Below are 19,863 nucleotides of genomic sequence, written 5' to 3'. Positions count from 1 at the left end.
CACAATGTGGCGGGGTTCTTCGTTGGCACGATGACCGCTGGCCGACGTGCCGGCGATGCTCTGCAAGGCCCTGTCGGGCCTTGCGAGACCGATATCAGCCCAGCAGGTGCTCGACCGCAGCGCGCTCTTCGCGCAGCTCGTCTTCGGTTGCCTTCATCTTGGTGCGGCTGAACTCGTCGACCTCGAGGCCCTGGACGATCTCGTACTTGCCGCCCTTGCACACCACCGGGTAGGAATACATGATGCCCGGCTCGACGCCGTAGCTGCCGTCGGCGGGAATGCCCATGCTGACGATGCCGTCGCTGCCCAGCGCCCAATCACGCATGTGATCGATGGCGGCGGATGCGGCGGAGGCAGCGGAGGATGCACCACGCGCCTTGATGATGGCGGCGCCACGCTGCTGCACGGTCGGGATGAAGTCGTTTTCGTACCAGTCGCGCTCGACCAGGTCGAAGGCCGGCTTGCCGTCGACCTTGCAGTGGGACAGATCCGGGTACTGGGTCGCGCTGTGGTTACCCCAGACGATCATGCTGTCGACGTCGGTGACGTGCTTGCCGGCCTTCTGCGCCAGCTGGGTCTTGGCCCGGTTGTGGTCCAGACGCATCATCGCGGTGAACTGACCGGCGTCGAGGTCCGGCGCGTTGCAGGAGGCGATCAGGGCGTTGGTGTTGGCCGGGTTGCCCACCACCAGCACGCGAACGTCACGGCTGGCGTTGTCGTTGATGGCCTTGCCCTGGGCGGAGAAGATGGCGGCGTTGGCCTCGAGCAGGTCCTTGCGCTCCATGCCCGGACCGCGCGGACGGGCACCCACCAGCAGGGCGAAGTCGGCGTCCTTGAAGGCCACGTTGGCATCGTCGGTGGCGACGATGTCCTGAACCAGCGGGAAGGCACAGTCGTTGAGCTCCATCACCACGCCATTCAGCGCTTCCATGGCCGGAGTGATCTCGAGCAGCTGCAGGATGACCGGCTGGTCCGGGCCCAGCATGTCGCCGGCGGCGATACGGAAAGCGAGAGAGTAGCTGATCTGACCGGCGGCACCGGTAATGGCAATACGTACGGGGTCTTTCATCATGGCTCCTTGGGATTGTCGCCGTGAAGGGGCCCGGGCGGCATCTTGCAGACGTCGGCCGACACCTTGGCTGCCTCGGGCGGCGTTCAGGACGCGGAAAATCTTATGCTTGCAGTGCACAAAACTCAATCGGCCCGACGCAATTGACCTGGCATGGCACCGCCGACCTGGGCTGTCGCCAGCCACGTCCGCCTGGACGACCTGACGTGGCGGCCCCTCAAGAGCCAGATCCAGAAGTGTCGGATCCTCGAGTATCGGGAGCGGGCGAAATCGGCGGCCTGGTGCGAACGACGACGCCAAAGCCTTCGGTGTTATCGAAGGCGATCAAGGCGCCGCGTTGGCCTTGCGCGCTCACTCACCCTCTCACTCACCCTCTCACTCACTGTCCGCCCTCACAGCCCTCCTTCACCGCCGGCACCCCCTGTCAGGAGATGCCTTCGGCGGGAGCGTGCTCGTCGTGGAGCCGTGCAATCAGCTGATCTTCCAGGCCGAAGCGCTCCGACAGACCCTTCTTCAGACGCTCGAGCCAGGCCGGCAAACGCGGCAGAAAGCGTTGGCAGCGCACCGGAGTAGAGTAGTCCTCGTCGAAGGACAGCACCAGTTCGGTGGACATCTCGAGGCGTTCCAGCAGACGATCGGCGATATTCAGTGCCGACGTGTCATCGAAGGCACGCGCCTCTTCCCTCAGTTGCGGATAGACCTCGAAATGGCCGGCGCTGATGTAGTCCATCAGCGTCTCGCTGAAGGTGTCGATGCGTTCCTTGGTGATGGTTTCCAGATCCGCATCGCATGACTGTTCGAGCTCATTCAAGACAACGAGCAGACCCTCGCGCTGCTCGAGCCAGCGGTCGATCAGTCGATGGACGCCTCCCCAGCGTTCGCGAGCGGTCTTGCAATCTTCCAACATGGCGGCCTCCCTAGCACTGCCTCACCCCGAATCCAGGCGGATGAACAGACTCCCTCGTGCCGCCGCCCCTGTCAACGAATGCATGCCAAGTACCTGATTGGCCGTCATCACCGACAGCAAAACGGCGCAGAGAACGCCTCTACCGCCAAGCTTCAGCCGTTCCAGCGATAGCCGCTGGTCGTGGCCCGCAGCGTCGTGAGCATGCCCACCGGCACCGCCAGCAGTACCACAAAGCCGATCAGCGTCCAGCCTGGCAGCGACAGCCCGAGCAGGGTAGCGCCGACCTCGGCGCACTCGCCGGAGCCGGACAACACCGAGGCGATGACCTTCTGCAGCGGCAGCACATCGATCATGTAATCGAGACCGGGGCCACAGCTCGGCACCTGATCCGCCGGCAGCGACTGCAGCCACAGATGACGCCCGGCAACGGCGATCCCGGACAGCACCGCCAGGGCCGCCAGACCGCTGTAGGCCACTGTGGCGAATGCACCACGAGGTCCATGCAGCGCGGCCACGGCAAACACCAGCCCTGCCGCGATCACCGCCACCCGCTGAAACACACAAAGCGGACAGGGCTCGAGCCCGACCAGGTGCTCAAGCCCCAGGGCCACGGCCATCATTGCCACGCAAAAGCCCAGTCCCGCCAGGCTCCACTGCCGCTGGCTCCACTCGCTCATTTCAGGCTCTCTCCGCTATGGGTCGGTTGATCCGTGGGTGCCAACGCCCGGGTCTCCCGGGCTCGGCTGAAATAGTCGCTCAGGAATTGAGCAAAATCGCTGGTGTCGGATGCCTCGATCTCCCGCTGCTGCTGATGAGAGGTCTCGACCAGGTCTTCCAGCATGGACGCACGACACCGATTGAGCGGCTCGTCAGCCAGCGCAGCGGCCTGCTCACGGGCGATGGCGACCATGGCCTCGACAAACTCCTCACCGTTGTCCTCGAGGCGCGCCAGCACGCGAGCAGAAGGCGTCAGCGACGGATTATCGATGCGCGGCGCGATCGCGTCCACCGCCTGCTGGTGGGGACTGCCATCCTCGAGCTGGTCGAGCAGCGCGGCGACCTCGCGCATCTCGGCGACGATGGCACGACTCCAGTCGACCAGACCGCGGCGGTTGCCTCGGTCATTGAGCTCGAGCCCGGGCTCGCGACCGCGCTCCACCACCAGGCGCCGATTGTCGTCCAGGTGGTCACACTCCTCGTCGGAGATCCAGGGACTGTCGGACAGCAGACACCACACCAGGAAGGTGTCGAGAAAGCGGGTCTGGGCGGCATCGATCCCCAGGGTAGCGAAGGGATCGATATCCAGACAGCGGACCTCGATGTACTCGACACCGCGGGCCTCGAGGGCCTGGCTCGGTGTCTCGTCGTGACGGGTGACCCGCTTGGGACGGATATCGCTGTAGTACTCGTTCTCGATCTGCAGGATGTTGGCGTTGAGCTGACGCCAGCTATCGCCATCACGCACACCCAACGCCTCGTAGTCCGGCCAGCCGGTGGCGATGGCATGGCGCAGAGTGTTGACGTAATTCGACAACGAATTGAAGCAGATCTTGAGCTGATCCTGCACCTTGTTCTGGTAGCCCAGATCGGACATCCGCAAGCTCGTCGCATAGCGAGATACCAGGGTGCGCTCGCCGAGGCGTTCCAGCCCCTCGGGGATCTCGCCATCATCCAGGAAGCTGTCGTCGATGGCGGGCGATGCACCGAACAGATACAGCAGTAGCCAGCTATGGCGCCGGAAGTTGCGGATCAGTCCGAAGTAGCGCGACGAGCGGTACTCGCCCATGGACACCTGCTCCTGCTCGTCCAGGGTCTGCAGCAGCGTCCACAGGTCGTCGGGCAGCGACACGTTGTAGTGGATGCCGGCGATCGACTGCATGATCCGCCCGTAGCGAGCGTCCAGGCCGCGACGATAGACATGCTTCATGGTGCCGACGTTGGAGCTCCCGTAGTCGGCAATGGGCACGCTGTCGTTGCCATTGAGCCGGGAAGGCATGCTGGCCGGCCAGATCCACTCTCCGTCCAGATGGCGATAGGTGTAGCGATGGAGATCGGCCAGAAATTCCAGCGCCTCGTCGGGACGGCTGTAGACCGGCGTGATGTACTCCAGCAGCGCCTCGGAGTAGTCCGTGGTGATATGGGGGTGGGTCAGTTTGGAGCCCAGCGCCCGGGGATGGAAGGTCGCCGCGATCACGCCGCGGTCGTCGACCCGAAGCCCCTCCTTTTCAATGCCGCGGCGCAGGCGGCCGAAGCGTCGTGCGGCCGCCGGGCCGCGCAGGCGTTCGAGGAGCGAAGAAAGCTGAGTGGACAAGGTGAACACCCCGTGTCGTGGAAGGGCCCGGGGGCCTGCTTCGAATGGCGGCGACGGCAACGGGCGCTCAGGCGCCCGTTGTTTCAGTCGACAGATACGGTCGACAGCGAAGGTCGACAGTCGAGATCGCTGGATAAGGTCGACAGATTATGGCGTTCCATTGGCAGGTTTCAAGAACGACCCTGCTTCGCCTTGAGCAGAGCGGCACCCAGGGCGCCCATGGGAGCGGCCTCGTCGCGCCCTCCCTTGCCTGCCTGACCGCGACCCTGCTGGCTCCGAGGGCCCTTGCCCTTGCCACCGCCTTCGCGACGTCTGGGGGCCTGGCGAGCGTCACCTCCGTCGGCGCTGTCGGGAGTATCGTCCATGCGCATGGACAGCCCGATACGCGAGCGCTGCAGATCCACGTTCATCACCTTGACCTTGACGATGTCGCCCGCCTTGACCACGGTGCGTGGATCCTCGACGAAGCGGTCCGACAGCGCTGAAATGTGCACAAGACCGTCCTGATGCACACCGATATCGACGAAGGCACCGAAGTGGGTGACATTGGTCACGGTACCTTCCAGCACCATGCCCGGCTCGAGGTCCTTGAGCGTCTCGACGCCCTCGCGGAACTGCGCTGCACGGAACTCGGGACGAGGGTCGCGGCCAGGCTTGTCGAGCTCGGCGATGATATCGCTGACGGTGGGCACCCCGAAGCGCTCGTCGGCAAACTCGCTGGGCTTGAGCGCCTTCAGCGTGGCGCTGTCGCCGATCAGCCCGGACAGCTCGCGCCCGCTGCGCTCGGCGATGCGCTCGACCAGCGGATAGGCCTCCGGGTGCACGGCGCTAGCGTCCAGCGGATTGGCGCCGTTCATGATGCGCAGGAAGCCGGCGCACTGCTCGAACGTCTTGGGCCCCAGCCGGGACACCTCGAGCAGATCACGGCGATCACGGAAGGCGCCCTTGGCGTTGCGCTGGGTGACGATGTTCTCGGCCAGCCCCGGATTGAGCCCCGCCACCCGCGACAGCAGCGCCGAGGAGGCGGTATTGAGGTCGACCCCCACCGCGTTGACGCAGTCCTCGATGACCACCTCGAGGCTGCGTGACAGCTGGACCTGGGAGACGTCGTGCTGGTACTGGCCGACGCCGATGGACTTGGGTTCGATCTTGACCAGCTCGGCCAGGGGGTCCTGCAGGCGGCGCGCGATCGACACCGCGCCACGAATGGTCACGTCGAGATCAGGCAGCTCGCGGGAGGCATACTCGGAGGCAGAGTACACCGAGGCCCCCGCCTCCGAGACCATGACCTTCGACAACCGGGGATCCTTCATCGCCTTGAGCAGATCCCCGGCCAGCCGATCGGTCTCCCGGCTGGCGGTACCGTTGCCTACGGCGATCAGCTCGACGCCGTGTTTCTTGACCAGTTTCGCCAGTTCGGCAAGCGACGCATCCCACTGATTCCGCGGGGCGTGGGGAAAGATGGTGGCCTGCTCGAGGAACTGCCCGGTGGCATCGACCACCGCCACCTTGCAGCCGGTGCGCAGGCCGGGATCGATGGCCAGCGTGGCCTTGGGGCCGGCCGGCGCCGCCAGCAGCAGATCCTTGAGGTTGGCGGCGAAGACGTCGATGGCCTCGCCTTCTGCCCGCTCACGCAGACGCCCCATCAGCTCGGTCTCGAGATGGGTGTAGAGCTTGACCCGCCATGTCCAGCGCACCACCTCGGCCAGCCAGCGGTCGGCCTTGCGCCCCTCGTCGCGAATCTCGAAGTGACGCGCGATGGCGACCTGGGCTGGGTGCACCGGCGCCTCGTCTTCGCCAGGCAGGCGCAACGCCAGCGCCAGCACACCCTCGTTGCGGCCACGGAACATCGCCAGGGCGCGGTGAGAAGGCACCTTGGCGAGCCGTTCGTCGTGTTCGAAGTAGTCGGAGAACTTGGCGCCCTCCTGCTCCTTGCCGGCGATCACGCGGCTGGACAGCTCGCCCTCGCTCCACAGCCTCTCGCGCAGGCGTCCGACCAGCTCGGGGTCCTCGGCGAAGCGCTCCATCAGGATCTGCTTGGCGCCATCGAGCGCCGCCTTGGCGTCTTCGATCGCCGGCGTCTCGCCTTCGGCAGGCCGCAGGTAGCCCGCGGCTTCGGTCTCGGGGTCGAGGGTTGGATCGGCCAGCAGCGCGTCGGCCAGCGGCTCGAGACCCGCTTCCCGGGCGATCTGTGCCTTGGTCCGGCGCTTCTTGCGATAGGGCAGGTAGAGGTCTTCCAGGCGCTGCTTGGTATCGGCAGCCTGGATGCTGGCGGCCAGCGAATCGCTGAGCTTGCCCTGCTCGTCGATGGCCGCAAGCACTGTGGTGCGGCGCTCTTCCAGTTCACGCAGATAGCCCAGGCGCTCTTCCAGGTTGCGCAGCTGGGTATCGTCGAGTCCTCCGGTCACTTCCTTGCGATAGCGCGCAATGAACGGCACCGTCGCGCCGCCATCCAGCAGCTCGACGGTCGCGGAGATCTGAGGGGCCTTGACCGCCAGTTCTTCGGCCAGAAGGGCAATGATCTTGGCTGTAGCGTCCATGAAATCCTTGGCAATACGACGTCTGTGATCCGGCCAAGGTATCACAAAGCGCCCTTTTGCGCCGCCGCCACCCGCTGCCCGGCGTCATCCCCCGGGCAGCTTTTCGTTCAGGCCGGAACGAACTTGAGCGCGACCCCGTTGTTGCACCAGCGCAGACCGGTGGGATCGGGCCCATCCTCGAACACGTGCCCCTGATGACCACCACAGCGAGCGCAGTGGTACTCGGTACGCGGCCACAGGATCTTGTAGTCCACACTGGTCAGCAGGTGGCCCTCCACGTGCTCGTAGAAGCTCGGCCAGCCGGTGCCGGAGTCGTACTTCATGGCGCTGGTGAATAACAACAGATCACAACCGGCACAGCGAAATTCGCCTTCACGCTTCTCGCCGTCGAGCGGACTGGAGCCTGCCGGCTCGGTCCCTGCCTCGCGCAGCACATCGTACTGGGCCGGGCTCAGGCGCTCACGCCACTCGCTCTCGCTCAATTCCAGCGGCTCGATATCGGGACTTGGCGAAAGCTCCAGCTCCGGGCGGGCATTGGCCACCGCCGGCACCATGCTGGCGAGGCCGCCGAGCCCGAGCAGCGCGAGGAAATTGCGTCGTTTCATTGTAGAGTCTCCTGCGTCAAGGATTGTGCTGGGTCGGTCTGCCCCTCCCCTTCCTTACACTCAATCGTCGCTGTCCGTCCGGACCTTCGCCAACTATCGACGGCAAGGCGCTGGAACAAGAGCAAAAAAAGAGGAGAAGGCCATCGCCTTCTCCTCTTCTCGACCCCTGCCTCGCGGCAAGGTTCAGTCGTTTACTGCCTTGGCAACCCGCAGGTTAAACCAGGCCCGGAGCCGCCTAGACCAGGCTCGGGCCTGCCTTGACGATGGCGTCGCTGACGCCGTCGAACTTCTTGAAGTTCTCTACAAACTTGCCTGCCAGTTCGCTGCGCTTGCGATCGTAGGCCGCCTGGTCTTCCCAGGTCTGACGCGGGTCCAGCAGGCTGGAGTCGACGCCGGGCACGGACACCGGCACCGACAGGTTCAGGCCGTCGATGTGGCGGGTTTCCACGTCACGCAGCACGCCGGTCTGGATCGCGTGGATGATGGCGCGGGTGGTCGGGATGGAGAAGCGTGAGCCGCCCTCGCCGTAAGCACCGCCGGTCCAGCCGGTGTTGACCAGGTAGACCTGGGCGTCCTTCTCGGCCACGCGCTTGATCAGCAGATCCGCGTACTCGCGGGCCGGGCGCGGGAAGAACGGCGCACCGAAGCAGGTGGAGAAGGTCGCTTCCAGACCGCTGGAAGAGCCCATCTCGGTGGAGCCCACCTTGGCGGTGTAGCCGGACAGGAAGTGATAGGCGGCGGCCTCCTTGGACAGCACCGACACCGGCGGCAGCACGCCACTCATGTCACAGGTCAGAAAGACGATGGCGTTGGGCTCGCCGGCGCGGTTCTCGGCCACACGCTTGTCGACGTGCTCGAGCGGATAGGCGGCGCGGGAATTCTGGGTCAGGCTGTCGTCGGCGTAGTTCGGCTCACGACGATCGTTGAGCACCACGTTCTCGAGCACGGTACCGAACTTGATGGCATTCCAGATGACCGGCTCGTTCTTTTCCGACAGGTCGATGCACTTGGCGTAGCAGCCACCCTCGAAGTTGAACACGGTACCGACGCCCCAGCCGTGCTCGTCGTCGCCGATCAGGTAGCGACCCGGGTCCGCTGACAGGGTGGTCTTGCCAGTGCCGGACAGGCCGAAGAACAGGGTGGTCTCGCCGTCTTCGCCGACGTTGGCGCTGCAGTGCATGGGCAGCACGTCGGCCTCGGGCAGCAGGAAGTTCTGCACCGAGAACATGGCCTTCTTCATCTCGCCGGCGTAACGCATGCCGGCGATCAGCACCCGGCGCTTGGCGAAGTTGATGATCACGCAGCCATCGGAGTTGGTGCCGTCACGGCTCGGCTCACACACGAAGTGCGGGGCATTCTGGATTTCCCACTCGTCCTTGCGTGACGCATTGTAGGCCTCGGGACGCACGAACATGGTGCGGCCAAAGAGGTTGTGCCAGGCGGTCTCGGTGGTCACACGAACCGGCAGGTAGTGGGTCGGATCGCTGCCCACGTGAAGCTCGCTGACATAGCTGTCCTTCTCGCCCAGGTAGCCTTCCACTCGCTCCCACAGTGCATCGAAACGCTCGGCGTCGAAGGGACGGTTGACGCTGCCCCAGTCGATCTGGGCACTGGTGGACGGTTCGTCGACGATGAACCGGTCCTTGGGGGAGCGCCCGGTACGTTCACCCGTCTTGACCACGAGGGCGCCGTGGGAGGCCAGTCGGCCCTCGCCCTGGGCCACCGCACGCTCGATGAGCTCGGCAGTGCTGAGGTTGACGTGAACGGTAGAAGACTGCGTGGTGGTGGTCATAGGATTCCTGGGCCTTCGGCTTCTCTCTCGTGGACTGGCGCCATCCGACAGGGCGAACGGCGCAAGGGATCCGGCGAGTCGACTACGCGGTTCGACCGTCTTCTTCGACTGACGACGCGTCCGGGATCGGCGGGGATTATGGCAAAAAACCCCGAGACAGGAAATGCCCATTTTTCAAGACGTTATTGTAGTTTAATTACAACATTTCGGCCTTTTTGGTGCATTTCCTGTCATTCCACTACAAACCTGCAACCGCCACCGCAGTCCCGATAACCTCGAGCCTGCCATTCATGCCAGCGAAACGGCTCGGGCCTGGACGCTGCAACCGCTCAATGCACCGTTGGGCTGCCGTCGCTGGGGTCCTCGATCAAGGCTTCGACATCGGCCGCGGTGAAGGCGTAGCGGGTGTTGCAGAAGTGACACTGGGTCTCGATCGTACCTTGCTCCGCGACGATCTGACGCAATTCCTCGTGCCCCAGCGACATCAGTCCCCCGGCGATGCGCGAACGAGAACAAGTACAACCAAAACGCAACGCCTTGGATTCGAAGGTACGCAATGGCTCCTCATGGAACAGCCGCACCAGCAAAGTTGCCGCATCCAGTTCCAGCAATTCCTGTTCGCTGAGGGTGGCAGCCAAGTGATAGGCGCGATCCCAGGCGTCGTCATCCTGATTGAGCGACTCGTCGGGCAGTCGCTGCAGCAGCAGGCCACCGGCGCTGACACCGTCCGCCGCCAGCCACAGCCGCGTGGGCAGCTGCTCGGACTGGGTGAAGTAGGCTTCCAGGCAGCCGGCCAGGCGATCGTGCTCGATGCCGACGATACCCTGATAGCGCCGCCCTTCCTTGGGGTCGAGGGTGATCACGATCTGGCCTTCTCCCACCAGCTCGCGAAAGCCGGCCTCATCGCCGGGCAGTGCCGCATCTTCGGCGAGGCGGGCGATGGCGCGAAGCTCACCGCCAGGATTGGACTCCGCCATCATCAGGGAGACGTCACCACTGCCGCGCACCTCGAGGGTCATGGTGCCGTCAAGCTTCACGGTGTCGGTCAACAGAGCCACCGCCGCCAGCAGTTCACCGAGCTGACGATTGACGGCGGCCGGATACTCGTGACGCTTGAGCACCTCGTCGTAGGCCTCGGACAGGCGGGTGACTTCGCCGCGGACGTTGGTGTCATCGATAATGAATCGCTGTATCTGATCAGCCATGAAAAACGATCTCTGCTGGGCGCGCCCCGGCGGGCGCGCGTCTGACGAAAAGAAGGGTGTTCGACGAGGGCGCTGGGATGAGCGCGACGCGCGCCGTCAGGAGCCGCCCTCGCGCTGGAAGCGCTTGATATCGCGGCGCGCCCGCTTGTCGGGGCGCTTGAGCGGATGCTTGAAGACCTCGTTGGCCTGGCGGCGCTGATCGGCCTCGCGCTCGCGACGTTCGCGACTCTGCTCGGTCTCCTGGTACAGCCGCCGCGCCTCCGGCGCCCCACGACGCTGCTCGCTGACCTCGAGCACCTCGACCTCCCACACATCCCAGCCCTGAGGCGCACGTATCAACATGCCGGGGCTCACCGACTTGCTGGTCTTGGCCCTGGCCCCGTCGACCTCGACCTTGCCACCCTCGATGGCCTTCTTGGCCAGGGCGCGGGTCTTGAAGAATCGTGCCGCCCACAGCCACTTGTCGAGTCTGACGCTATCCACGGGGGGCCTCCGGAGTCTGCGGCGCCGAGGGCATGATATCGGCGAAACGGTCCAGCGCGATAAAGTCCTTGAGCGACTTCTCCGGCCGCCGGCTGTCCGGCTGGCGGATCCCCAGCAGATGGCGAATACCGTACTCGCGGGCGCTTTCGAGCACCGCCGCGTTGTCGTCGATGAACAGGGTCCGCTCGCGGTCGAAGGGCTCGATCTCGTTGAGCGCATGCCAGAACGCCTGTTCTTCCTTGGGCTCGCCGATATCGGCAGACGACACGATGGCGTCCAGGTAGTCGTCGAGGCCCGTCAGCGGCAGCTTCAGCGCCAGACTCTCGCGATCGGCGTTGGTCGCCAGCACTACTCGCGGATGGACGCTCTTGAGCCAGCCCAGAAAGTCCAGAGCATCGCCGCGCAGGCCGATCAGATGCTGGACCTCGCGCTTGAGCGCGACGATATCCACGTCGAGCTCGCGGCTCCAGTAGGCCAGGCTGTACCAGTTGAGAGTGCCCTGCTCCCGGATGATCCGCGCGCGCACCACTTCCTGGGTGGCCTCATCCAGCTTATGCAGTTCTACGTAGCGGCGAGGCAGATGCTCCAGCCAGAAATGACTGTCGAAGTGCAAGTCCAGCAAGGTGCCGTCCATGTCCAGCAGCACGGTATCGATGGTGTCCCAATCGAGCATTACCTCATCTCCCGCCATCACCAGCTCAATGCTTGTTCCACTGCGCCGGCGAACGTCCGCCGACACCTGAGTAACGTGTTAGTGTACCTCAAAGGCATTCGGGCTCGCAGCCCGGGCCCTTGCGCCTGGTCTCGGCCCGGTGCGGACGGCGGATGTCCCGCGACGCCGCCAACCCCGCCTGCCCCCTGTTCATTACGCTAGTCATTGCGCTACTCATTACGCGATCCACCAGCCCATCCCACCGCCCAGGAGCTCCCATGGACGACAGTTCCCCGGAAAAACCCCGCATCCTCTCACGCAAGACCGTCGCCGAGAGCCGTCTGTTCCGGGTCGAGGAACTCGAACTGCGCTTTTCCAACGGCGCCGAGCGTCACTTCGAACGGCTGCTTGGCAACGGCAAGGGCATCGGCGCGGTCATGATCGTCGCCATGCCCGACCCCGACCATGTGCTGCTCATCCGAGAGTACGCCGTCGGTTTCGAGGACTATGTACTGACCCTGCCCAAGGGCGTCGTGGACCCCGGCGAGGATATCGTCACCGCCGCCAACCGCGAGCTGATGGAAGAGTGTGGTGTGGGCGCCCGGCGTATCGAACCGCTGGTCGAGCTTTCCCTGTCGCCCAACTATATGCGCCAGCGTATGCAGGTCATGCTGGCGAGCGACCTCTACCCCAAGCGCCTGGAGGGCGATGAGCCGGAGCCGCTGGTGGTGGAGACCCATGCGCTGGACAGCATAACCGCGCTGCTCGCCCGGGAGGACTTCCACGAGGCCCGCGCCATCGCCGCGCTGTACATCGCCCGGGACAAGCTCAAGGGCGAGCAGGCCGATACCTCGCTTTGGTAAGACCCACCCTACCAATACGACCAGGGGGCCCTGACGGCCCCCTGGTCAACGTGCCTTGGTCGAATTTGCCTTGGCCAAGCTTCCTTGGCCAAGGCCCTCTTGTCGTGCCTGGCTGATTCGCCTCAGCGACGGGCGTGCAGCCGGCGGAGGTTGCTGTTGCCTTCCTTCAGGCGCACCCAGCGCCCCTGGCGGTAGCTGTCGAGCCCCGCTTCCAGCAAGGTCATCACGTCCACCGCCTGCTCGCCGGACACCGGCGGCGGGTCGCCATGCAGCAGGGTCTGAGCGACGGCAGTGTAAAAGGCGGGATAATTGCCCGGTTCCGACAGCCACTCTTCGGTGACCAGGTCCGGCTCCTCGGCGCTGCCCCGGTTGAGGGTCAGTTGTCCCGGCGCATCGTCGACGCCCCAGTCTTCACTCGGCATCAGTCCCTGCTTGAGCCAGCCTTCCTGGGGGTCGAGCCCGTAGATCGAATAGCTACCCTCGGTGCCGTGCACCACGAAGCGCGGGCTGGGCTCGGCTACCAGCGAACTGGCCTGCAGGGTCACCCTGAGGCGGTCGTACTCGAGCAGCGCCAGAAAGTCGTCATCCACCTCGGCGCCGTCTCTGGCGGAGGCCAGTTCCAGCAGAATTGCCCGAGGCATGCCGAACAGCTCTATGGCCTGATCGAGCAGATGCGGGCCGAGGTCGTACCAGATGCCGCCACCGGGCTTGTGCTGCTCTCGCCAGCGGTTGTTCACCGCCGGTCGATAGCGATCGAAACGCGAGGTAAAGGACGTCACTCGCCCCAGCCGGCCCTGCTCCAGAAGCTTGCGCACCGTCAGGAAGTCGCAGTCCCAGCGACGATTGTGAAAGACGCTGAGCAGCAGTTCCGAGCGGTCCGCCTGGGCGCGGAGCTGACGCGCCTCCGAGGCCGACACAGTGATCGGCTTGTCCACCACCACGTGCTTGCCTGCCGCAAGAGCCGCCTTGGCCATGGCATAGTGCTGCTCGTTGGGTGTAGCAATCACGATCAGGTCAACGTGGCGCACCTCGAGCAGCTCGTTGAGCTTGGCGTGCACCGTCACGTCCGGAAGGTCACGCAAGACCTTGTCGGCGTCGGAGCTGACCACCGAGGTCAGCTCGAGCCCTGGCGCGGCCTGGATCAAGGGGGCATGGAAGGTCTTGGCAGCCATGCCGTAACCCACCAGGCCCACATTGAGAGTCTGTGTTTTCATAGCGGTCCCCGTGCCTGCATCTCGCCCATCTTGTCGAGGGCTGCTTTGATCTGTCGATCCCCTGTCACGTCAGAATGACCAAATCCCCGGAAATTATCGAGTTCCGGCGTACACGCAAGCTGTTTCATTTCGCTGATCGGTCGCTCATTTCTTCAAGCGAGTCGCCTGAGCGCTGGACGCCATCAACGATGAAGGCCGGCGTATGCCGGCCTTCATCGAGCTACTCTGTGCTAAAAAGCGCAGATATTAGTCGTCAAGCTTTTCCAGATCGCGCACCGCGCCCATGTCTGCCGAGGTGGCCAACAAGGCATAGGCCTTCAGCGCAGGAGTCACCTTGCGCAGACGCTGAATGCTCGGCTTCCAGGCATCCTTGCCGCGCTCCTGCTGGCGCTGGCGGCGCTCGGCAAGCTCGGCGTCGTCCAGCAGGACATTGATGCTCCGAGCGGGGATGTCGATGCGGATACGGTCGCCGTTTTCCACCAGAGCGATGGCGCCGCCGGCGGCGGCCTCCGGCGAGACGTGGCCGATCGACAGCCCTGAGGTGCCGCCGGAAAAGCGTCCGTCGGTGAGCAGGGCGCAGCCCTTGCCCAGCCCCTTGGACTTGAGATAGGACGTCGGGTAGAGCATCTCCTGCATGCCCGGGCCGCCCTTGGGGCCTTCGTAGCGGATCACCACCACGTCGCCTTCCTTCACCTTGTCGCCAAGGATATGTTCCACCGCCTGATCCTGAGACTCGACCACGTGGGCCGGCCCTTCGAACACCAGGATGCTGTCGTCGACGCCGGCGGTCTTCACCACACAGCCGTTCTCAGCGATGTTGCCCTTCAGCACGGCGAGCCCGCCCTCCTTGGAGAAGGCGTGTTCGTAGTCGCGGATACAACCGGTGGCGCGGTCACCGTCCAGGCTCGGCCAGCGGGCGCTCTGGGAAAACGCCGTCTGGGTCGGGATACCACCGGGGCCGGCCTTGAAGAAGTTGACCACCTCCGCCGACGGATTGCGCATGATGTCCCACTCGTCGAGGGCCAGCTTGAGGCTGTCGCCGTAGACCGTGGGCACCGAGGTATCCAGCACTCCGGCGCGATCCAGCTCGCCGAGGATCGCCATGATGCCGCCGGCCCGGTGCACATCCTCGATGTGATACTTCTGGGTATTGGGCGCCACCTTGCACAGCTGAGGGACTTCGCGGCTCAGCCGGTCGATGTCCATCATGTTGAAGTCGACGCCTGCCTCCTGGGCCGCGGCCAGCAGGTGCAGGATGGTGTTGGTGGAGCCGCCCATGGCGATGTCCAGGGTCATGGCGTTCTTGAACGCCGCCTTGGAGCCGATGGCACGGGGCAGCAGGTGCGCTTCGTCACCTTCGTAGTAGCGCCTGGCCAGCTCGACGATGCGCTCGCCCGCCGTCTCGAACAGGCGGCGGCGATCGGCGTGGGTGGCCAGCACCGTGCCGTTGCCCGGCAGCGCCAGGCCCAGCGCCTCGGTCAGGCAGTTCATGGAGTTGGCGGTGAACATGCCGGAGCAGCTGCCACAGGTGGGGCAGGCGCTGCGCTCGACCTCGTTCAGGGTTTCCTCGTCCACCGAATCGTCGGCGGCCATGACCATGGCGTCCACCAGGTCCAGGCCGTGATCCAGCAGCTTGGTCTTGCCGGCTTCCATGGGGCCGCCGGAGACGAAGATCACCGGCACGTTGAGGCGCATGGCGGCCATCAACATTCCAGGCGTGATCTTGTCGCAATTGGAGATGCACACCAGGGCGTCGGCGCAGTGGGCGTTGACCATGTACTCGACGCTGTCGGCGATCAGATCGCGACTCGGCAGCGAATAGAGCATACCGTCGTGGCCCATGGCGATACCGTCGTCCACGGCGATGGTGTTGAATTCCTTGGCCACACCGCCGGCCTTTTCGATTTCACGGGCGACCAGCTGGCCCATGTCCTTCAGGTGAACGTGGCCCGGCACGAACTGGGTGAAGGAGTTCGCCACCGCGATGATCGGCTTCTGGAAGTCGCCATCCTTCATGCCGGTGGCGCGCCACAGGGCGCGAGCGCCGGCCATGTTGCGACCGGCGGTGGTGGTACGGGAGCGATACTCAGGCATGGAATCCTCGTCATTTTTCGTCCACCCGTGATGCAGAAGGCAACCGGGCGGTGTCGCGTGTCCAGACTGTCGATTCTGTCACGCACAGACGGCACTGACTAGCCTTGCACAGGCCATCACGCCACGGGCCCAAGAACCGCGTCATGCGGCCTCGGGCCCGATCCGGAACGGCTTGACGGCTCACTGTCGGCGAAATGCACCGTCATATTGCCGTTAGGCGAACACCACCTTGGCGACGTCCTTGTACCGATTGGCGAAATGCACGGTCATGCCGTCCTTGAGGTACTCCGGCAGTTCGTCATAGTCGCGCCGATTGGCCTCGGGCAGGATCACCTCGAAGATATCGCTGCGGCGCGCGGCGATGACCTTCTCGCGAATGCCCCCTACCGGCAGCACCTGTCCGGTCAGCGTCAGCTCGCCTGTCATCGCCAGGTTGCGCTCGATGGACTGATGACGCGCCAGTGACAGCAGCGCCGTGGTCATGGTCACCCCCGCCGAGGGGCCATCCTTGGGGGTGGCGCCTTCCGGCACGTGCAGGTGAACAAAGGAGGCATCGAAGAAGCCGGCATCGGCGCCGTACTCGGTCAGGTGCCCCTGAACATAGCTGTAGGCGATGTTGGCCGACTCCTTCATCACGTCGCCCAATTGGCCTGTTAGCTTGAAGCCGCGATCCAGCCCGTGCACCTTGCCGGCCTCGATGGACAGGGTGGCACCGCCCATGGAGGTCCAGGCCAGGCCGGTGACCACGCCCTGCCCTTTCATCACCTTTTCCTTGCGGAACAGCGGGGCGCCGAGGAACTCCTCGAGGTTCTTGAGCGAGACCTTGACCGTCGCCTGGTCGTTTTCCAGAAGCTTGACGGCGGCCTTGCGCACGATCCGGTGCAGCTGTTTCTCCAGTTGCCTGACACCGGCCTCCCTGGCGTAGCCCTCGACCACCTGGCGCAGGGCTGCGGCGGTCAGATTGATACGCTTTTTGGGGATATTGTCGCGCTTGAGCAGCTTGGGCCAGAGGTGGTTCCTGGCGATGGCCTGCTTCTCTTCGGCGATGTAGCCCGACAGGCGAATCTGCTCCATACGGTCGAGCAACGCCGGCGGGATGGAATCCAGGGTATTGGCGGTGCACACGAACAGCACCTTGGACAGATCCAGACGCACGTCCAGGTAGTGGTCGAGGAAGTCGACGTTCTGCTCCGGGTCCAGCACCTCGAGCAAGGCCGAGGCCGGATCGCCCTGGAAGGACTGGCCCATCTTGTCGATCTCGTCGAGCATGATCACCGGGTTCTCGACCTCGACCTCCTTGAGCGCCTGGACCAGCTTGCCGGGCATGGCGCCGACGTAGGTGCGCCGGTGGCCCTTGATCTCGGCCTCGTCGCGCATGCCACCCACCGAGAAGCGATAGAACTCACGGCCGAGCGCCTCGGCGATGGAGCGACCGATGGAGGTCTTGCCGACACCTGGTGGTCCCACCAGCAGCACGATGGAGCCCCCCACGTCACCCTTGAAGGTGCCCTCGGCGAGGAACTCGACGATCCGCTCCTTGACGTCGGTGAGTCCGTCATGGTCGCGGTCGAGTACCTGTCTGGCGTGGGCCAGGTCCAGCTGGTCCTGGCTGCGCTGGCCCCAGGGCATGGCCGTCAGCCAGTCCAGATAGTTGCGGGTGGTGCCATATTCGGGCGAACCGGTCTCGAGCACCGACAGCTTGGCCAGCTCGTCGTCGATGCGTTCCTGCACCCGCTCGGGCACCTCGCGGTCCTCGAGGCGCGCGCGGAAGGTGTCGACGTCGTTTTCACGGTCGTCCTTGGAGATGCCCAGCTCACGCTGGATCACCTTGAGCTGCTCGCGCAGGAAGAATTCGCGCTGCCGCTCCTGCATCTGGGCGTTGACCTGCTCGCTGATCTCGCTCTGCAGCTGCGCCACCTCGATCTCCTTGCGCAGCAGCGGCAGCACCTTCTGCATCCGCGGCACCACCGGCAGCGTGGCGAGCACGTCCTGCAGCTCCTGCCCCTGGGCGGAGGTGATGGCGGCGGCGAAGTCGGTCAACGGGCCCGGCTCGTGGGGACTGAAGCGATTGAGGTAGTGCTTGAGTTCCTCGCCGTACAGCGGATTGATCGGCAACAGTTCCTTGATGCCGTTGATCAGCGCCATGGCGTAGGCGCGGGTCTCGTCTTCCTCCGCGTCCACCGGCTCGCGAGGGTAGGACACCTCGACCAGAAACGGCGGGGTGCGCGACAGCCAGCGCTCGATCTTGAAGCGTCGCACGCCCTGGGCGATGAACTGGATCTGGTTGTCCTCGCCCTGCAGCTTGTGGGCCTTGACCGCGGTGCCGATGGTCGGAAAGTCCTCGTAGGACAGCTCCTCGACACCGGCCTCTCCGACGAAGGCGAGACCGACGGTGTCATGGGGCGTATTGGCGACCCGCTCGATGGTCTCGGACCAGCGTTCGCGGTTGATCACCAGCGGCTGCACCTGGGCGGGAAAGAAGGGACGATTGTGAATCGGCAACAGGTAAAGCCGTTCCGGCAGCGAGGCGCTGGCAGGAATCACCGCATGGCCCTGGACCTGCTCGCCATCGGCCAGGCCGTCCGCGGTTCCGTCTTCGGCGTCGCCACTCATGGGAATCCAGTCCAGATCGTCGGACCGGGGATCGCGATCATCGCTCATGGTGTCCTCATCCTGAAGTAGGGGGCGTCTTGCCCGTCTGGGTATCAGCAATGCGGGCGACCACGACCAAGTTCAAGGCGTGACAGGAGGATAGCAGCAGAGTGCCGCCATCGGGGACGCTGCCGGGCCCGGCCGGGAGGGACTTCAGGGGACAGGAATCTGGTGGCTCTTCTGACGTCTGACGGTGTGAGCGGAGTCCGCTCAACCACCCAGCAGCGGTGGTACCGGACGTCCGTTGACCCGCAGTCGCCCCTTGACCACGTCGATGCCCAGCATCGAGGTATCCAGCGGCAACCCCAGCCACAGCGCGACCACGGCCGGCGGCTCACGCCATTCGAAGTCTCCGTCCAGGCGCTGGCGAAAGCGCTCACGCATCTCGGGGCGATCCAGCGACAGCAGGCTCAGCGACGCAAGGTCTCGGGGGTCCAGCACCAGCACGCCCTCGCCCTTGAGACTCAGTCCCAGCATGGGGCTGTCGAGATCCACGTCCTTCAGATCCAGACGCGGAGAGTCCTTGAGCAACTGGGCCAGGGCGCGATCCATCGCCGAGTAGGCCTCGGCGTCCTCAAGCGAGACGGTGCCTAGCGCGGTCTTGTGACGCGCCAGGGCCACCACCGAACGCAGCGCCTCGGCGTTGATGCGAGACAGCTCCAGACTGACCTCGCCGTCCACCAGCATGTCGTCGCCGGAGCGCACCTCACCGATGGTCAAGGTGCTCTGCAGCCTCAGCTCGCTGTCATCCAGCAGGGTGCGGGCCTCGAGCACCAGTTCGGTGCCATCCAGGTTGACCTGAGGGTGACGCAGACTGACGGCGTCCAGGGTCAGCTTGTCCTGCTGGGTGAAGTGCAGGGCCCCGGGGGTATAGGCGTAACGGCTTTCGTGATGGAGCGGGCCGATTTCCAGCACCGCGTCTCCATCGCGCAACTCGATCGCCTCCAGCAGCACCTGGGTGCGCCAGTCGCCATAGACTCCGTCAAAGGCGATACGTCCACCGGAGAATTGCAGCGAGCGAGGCGCTTCACCGGACGGAGACTGACTGATGAGAAATGGTGCCAGCCGCAACTCCCCCTGCAGGGTGCCCCCCAGGGTGCGGTAGTGAGCTTCCCAGCGGGGCGGGCTTGCCGGCATGGCATCACCGAACAGGCGCCGGTCGGCGTCGCCGACGTGTACGTCGAGCCGGCCAAAGACGCTGGTATCGAGTACGCCGTGGCGTGCCTCATAGGGAATCGCAAGATGCCAGGCGTGACCGATCAGGGGAGCTACATGCAACACGCCGGAGGAACGCAGCCAGCCCTGCTCCACGTCGTCGCGCGAGATTCGCAGGTCACCGCGCGCCTCGAGATCGGCAAGCGCCCTCTCCAGTTCGCGCTCGAACAGCAGACTGGCGAGATATTGGGCCACCGCCCAGGCCAGCGCCAGCACCACCACCACCGGTACGATCCATCGTTCCTTGCGCATTCCTTGCCC

At 64.8% G+C, this 19,863-nt stretch carries 15 protein-coding genes; 1 reads left to right on the top strand and 14 read right to left on the bottom strand.

What is annotated here, in order from left to right; genetic code table 11:
- Nucleotides 1-94: 94 nt before the first annotated feature.
- The 10 genes from NFG57_RS04415 to yrfG all read right to left on the bottom strand — a co-directional run bounded on the left by NFG57_RS04415 (nucleotide 95) and on the right by yrfG (nucleotide 11,585).
- Nucleotides 95-1,069 (bottom strand): malate dehydrogenase, encoded by a 975-nt coding sequence (locus NFG57_RS04415; RefSeq protein WP_348815475.1) that lies wholly within the window; start codon nucleotides 1,067-1,069, stop codon nucleotides 95-97.
- Between the two features lie 424 nt (nucleotides 1,070-1,493).
- Nucleotides 1,494-1,976 carry a sigma D regulator gene (gene rsd / locus NFG57_RS04410; protein WP_045994140.1) on the bottom strand — a complete coding sequence of 161 codons (483 nt, stop codon included), beginning with the start codon at nucleotides 1,974-1,976 and terminating at the stop codon, nucleotides 1,494-1,496.
- Nucleotides 1,977-2,128: 152 nt separating this feature from the next.
- Nucleotides 2,129-2,653 (bottom strand): disulfide bond formation protein B, encoded by a 525-nt coding sequence (locus NFG57_RS04405; protein ID WP_348815474.1) that lies wholly within the window; start codon nucleotides 2,651-2,653, stop codon nucleotides 2,129-2,131.
- The gene (gshA, locus tag NFG57_RS04400) at nucleotides 2,650-4,287 is read right to left on the bottom strand and encodes a glutamate--cysteine ligase (RefSeq protein WP_348815473.1); all 1,638 of its coding nucleotides are present in this window, start codon (nucleotides 4,285-4,287) and stop codon (nucleotides 2,650-2,652) included. The genes NFG57_RS04405 and gshA overlap by 4 nt, the downstream gene beginning before the upstream one ends.
- A gap of 170 nt (nucleotides 4,288-4,457) precedes the next feature.
- Nucleotides 4,458-6,827, bottom strand: a complete 2,370-nt coding sequence (locus NFG57_RS04395) for a Tex family protein (RefSeq protein WP_348815471.1) — start codon at nucleotides 6,825-6,827, stop codon at nucleotides 4,458-4,460.
- A 107-nt stretch (nucleotides 6,828-6,934) separates the two neighbouring features.
- Nucleotides 6,935-7,432, bottom strand: a complete 498-nt coding sequence (gene msrB / locus NFG57_RS04390) for a peptide-methionine (R)-S-oxide reductase MsrB (protein ID WP_045994136.1) — start codon at nucleotides 7,430-7,432, stop codon at nucleotides 6,935-6,937.
- A gap of 235 nt (nucleotides 7,433-7,667) precedes the next feature.
- A complete protein-coding gene (locus tag NFG57_RS04385; protein ID WP_045994135.1) occupies nucleotides 7,668-9,224 on the bottom strand; it encodes a phosphoenolpyruvate carboxykinase in 1,557 nt (518 codons plus the stop codon).
- A gap of 329 nt (nucleotides 9,225-9,553) precedes the next feature.
- Nucleotides 9,554-10,429, bottom strand: coding sequence for an Hsp33 family molecular chaperone HslO (gene hslO / locus NFG57_RS04380; protein ID WP_108131400.1), 876 nt, complete (start codon nucleotides 10,427-10,429; stop codon nucleotides 9,554-9,556).
- 96 nt (nucleotides 10,430-10,525) lie between these two features.
- The gene (locus NFG57_RS04375) at nucleotides 10,526-10,912 is read right to left on the bottom strand and encodes a S4 domain-containing protein (protein ID WP_108131399.1); all 387 of its coding nucleotides are present in this window, start codon (nucleotides 10,910-10,912) and stop codon (nucleotides 10,526-10,528) included.
- Entirely contained in the window at nucleotides 10,905-11,585 is a 681-nt protein-coding gene (gene yrfG / locus NFG57_RS04370; RefSeq protein WP_348815470.1) for a GMP/IMP nucleotidase, read from the bottom strand. Before yrfG ends, NFG57_RS04375 begins: the two co-directional genes overlap by 8 nt.
- A 257-nt stretch (nucleotides 11,586-11,842) precedes the next feature.
- Between yrfG and nudE the strand changes: the two genes are divergently transcribed.
- Entirely contained in the window at nucleotides 11,843-12,427 is a 585-nt protein-coding gene (gene nudE / locus NFG57_RS04365) for an ADP compounds hydrolase NudE (RefSeq protein WP_348815469.1), read from the top strand.
- Nucleotides 12,428-12,549: 122 nt separating this feature from the next.
- Here nudE and NFG57_RS04360 read toward each other — a convergent pair whose 3' ends face one another.
- The 4 genes from NFG57_RS04360 to NFG57_RS04345 form a co-directional block, all read right to left on the bottom strand.
- Complete coding sequence (locus tag NFG57_RS04360; protein WP_045993077.1) at nucleotides 12,550-13,641, bottom strand: oxidoreductase; 1,092 nt, start codon at nucleotides 13,639-13,641, stop codon at nucleotides 12,550-12,552.
- 246 nt (nucleotides 13,642-13,887) lie between these two features.
- Nucleotides 13,888-15,735 (bottom strand): dihydroxy-acid dehydratase, encoded by a 1,848-nt coding sequence (gene ilvD / locus NFG57_RS04355; protein WP_045993078.1) that lies wholly within the window; start codon nucleotides 15,733-15,735, stop codon nucleotides 13,888-13,890.
- 213 nt (nucleotides 15,736-15,948) lie between these two features.
- On the bottom strand, nucleotides 15,949-18,396 hold the full coding sequence (gene lon / locus NFG57_RS04350; RefSeq protein ID WP_213227613.1) for an endopeptidase La: 2,448 nt from the start codon (nucleotides 18,394-18,396) through the stop codon (nucleotides 15,949-15,951).
- Nucleotides 18,397-18,597: 201 nt separating this feature from the next.
- A complete protein-coding gene (locus NFG57_RS04345) occupies nucleotides 18,598-19,854 on the bottom strand; it encodes a DUF945 family protein (protein WP_108448154.1) in 1,257 nt (418 codons plus the stop codon).
- Nucleotides 19,855-19,863: the final 9 nt, after the last annotated feature.

The organism is Halomonas sp. H10-59 (assembly GCF_040070555.1).
Taxonomy (GTDB): domain Bacteria; phylum Pseudomonadota; class Gammaproteobacteria; order Pseudomonadales; family Halomonadaceae; genus Halomonas; species Halomonas litopenaei.
The sequence above is the reverse complement of the archived record's forward strand: the minus strand, read 5'-3'. Positions and strand labels throughout refer to the sequence as shown.

Coding starts and splice junctions, on each gene's coding strand:
- lon (WP_213227613.1), bottom strand. CDS start 18,396: ATGAGCGATGATCGCGATCCCCGGTCCGACGATCTGGACTGGATTCCC.
- hslO (WP_108131400.1), bottom strand. CDS start 10,429: ATGGCTGATCAGATACAGCGATTCATTATCGATGACACCAACGTCCGC.
- NFG57_RS04345 (WP_108448154.1), bottom strand. CDS start 19,854: ATGCGCAAGGAACGATGGATCGTACCGGTGGTGGTGGTGCTGGCGCTG.
- ilvD (WP_045993078.1), bottom strand. CDS start 15,735: ATGCCTGAGTATCGCTCCCGTACCACCACCGCCGGTCGCAACATGGCC.
- nudE (WP_348815469.1), top strand. CDS start 11,843: ATGGACGACAGTTCCCCGGAAAAACCCCGCATCCTCTCACGCAAGACC.
- NFG57_RS04405 (WP_348815474.1), bottom strand. CDS start 2,653: ATGAGCGAGTGGAGCCAGCGGCAGTGGAGCCTGGCGGGACTGGGCTTT.
- NFG57_RS04415 (WP_348815475.1), bottom strand. CDS start 1,069: ATGAAAGACCCCGTACGTATTGCCATTACCGGTGCCGCCGGTCAGATC.
- NFG57_RS04385 (WP_045994135.1), bottom strand. CDS start 9,224: ATGACCACCACCACGCAGTCTTCTACCGTTCACGTCAACCTCAGCACT.
- NFG57_RS04395 (WP_348815471.1), bottom strand. CDS start 6,827: ATGGACGCTACAGCCAAGATCATTGCCCTTCTGGCCGAAGAACTGGCG.
- yrfG (WP_348815470.1), bottom strand. CDS start 11,585: ATGCTCGATTGGGACACCATCGATACCGTGCTGCTGGACATGGACGGC.
- NFG57_RS04360 (WP_045993077.1), bottom strand. CDS start 13,641: ATGAAAACACAGACTCTCAATGTGGGCCTGGTGGGTTACGGCATGGCT.
- msrB (WP_045994136.1), bottom strand. CDS start 7,432: ATGAAACGACGCAATTTCCTCGCGCTGCTCGGGCTCGGCGGCCTCGCC.
- rsd (WP_045994140.1), bottom strand. CDS start 1,976: ATGTTGGAAGATTGCAAGACCGCTCGCGAACGCTGGGGAGGCGTCCAT.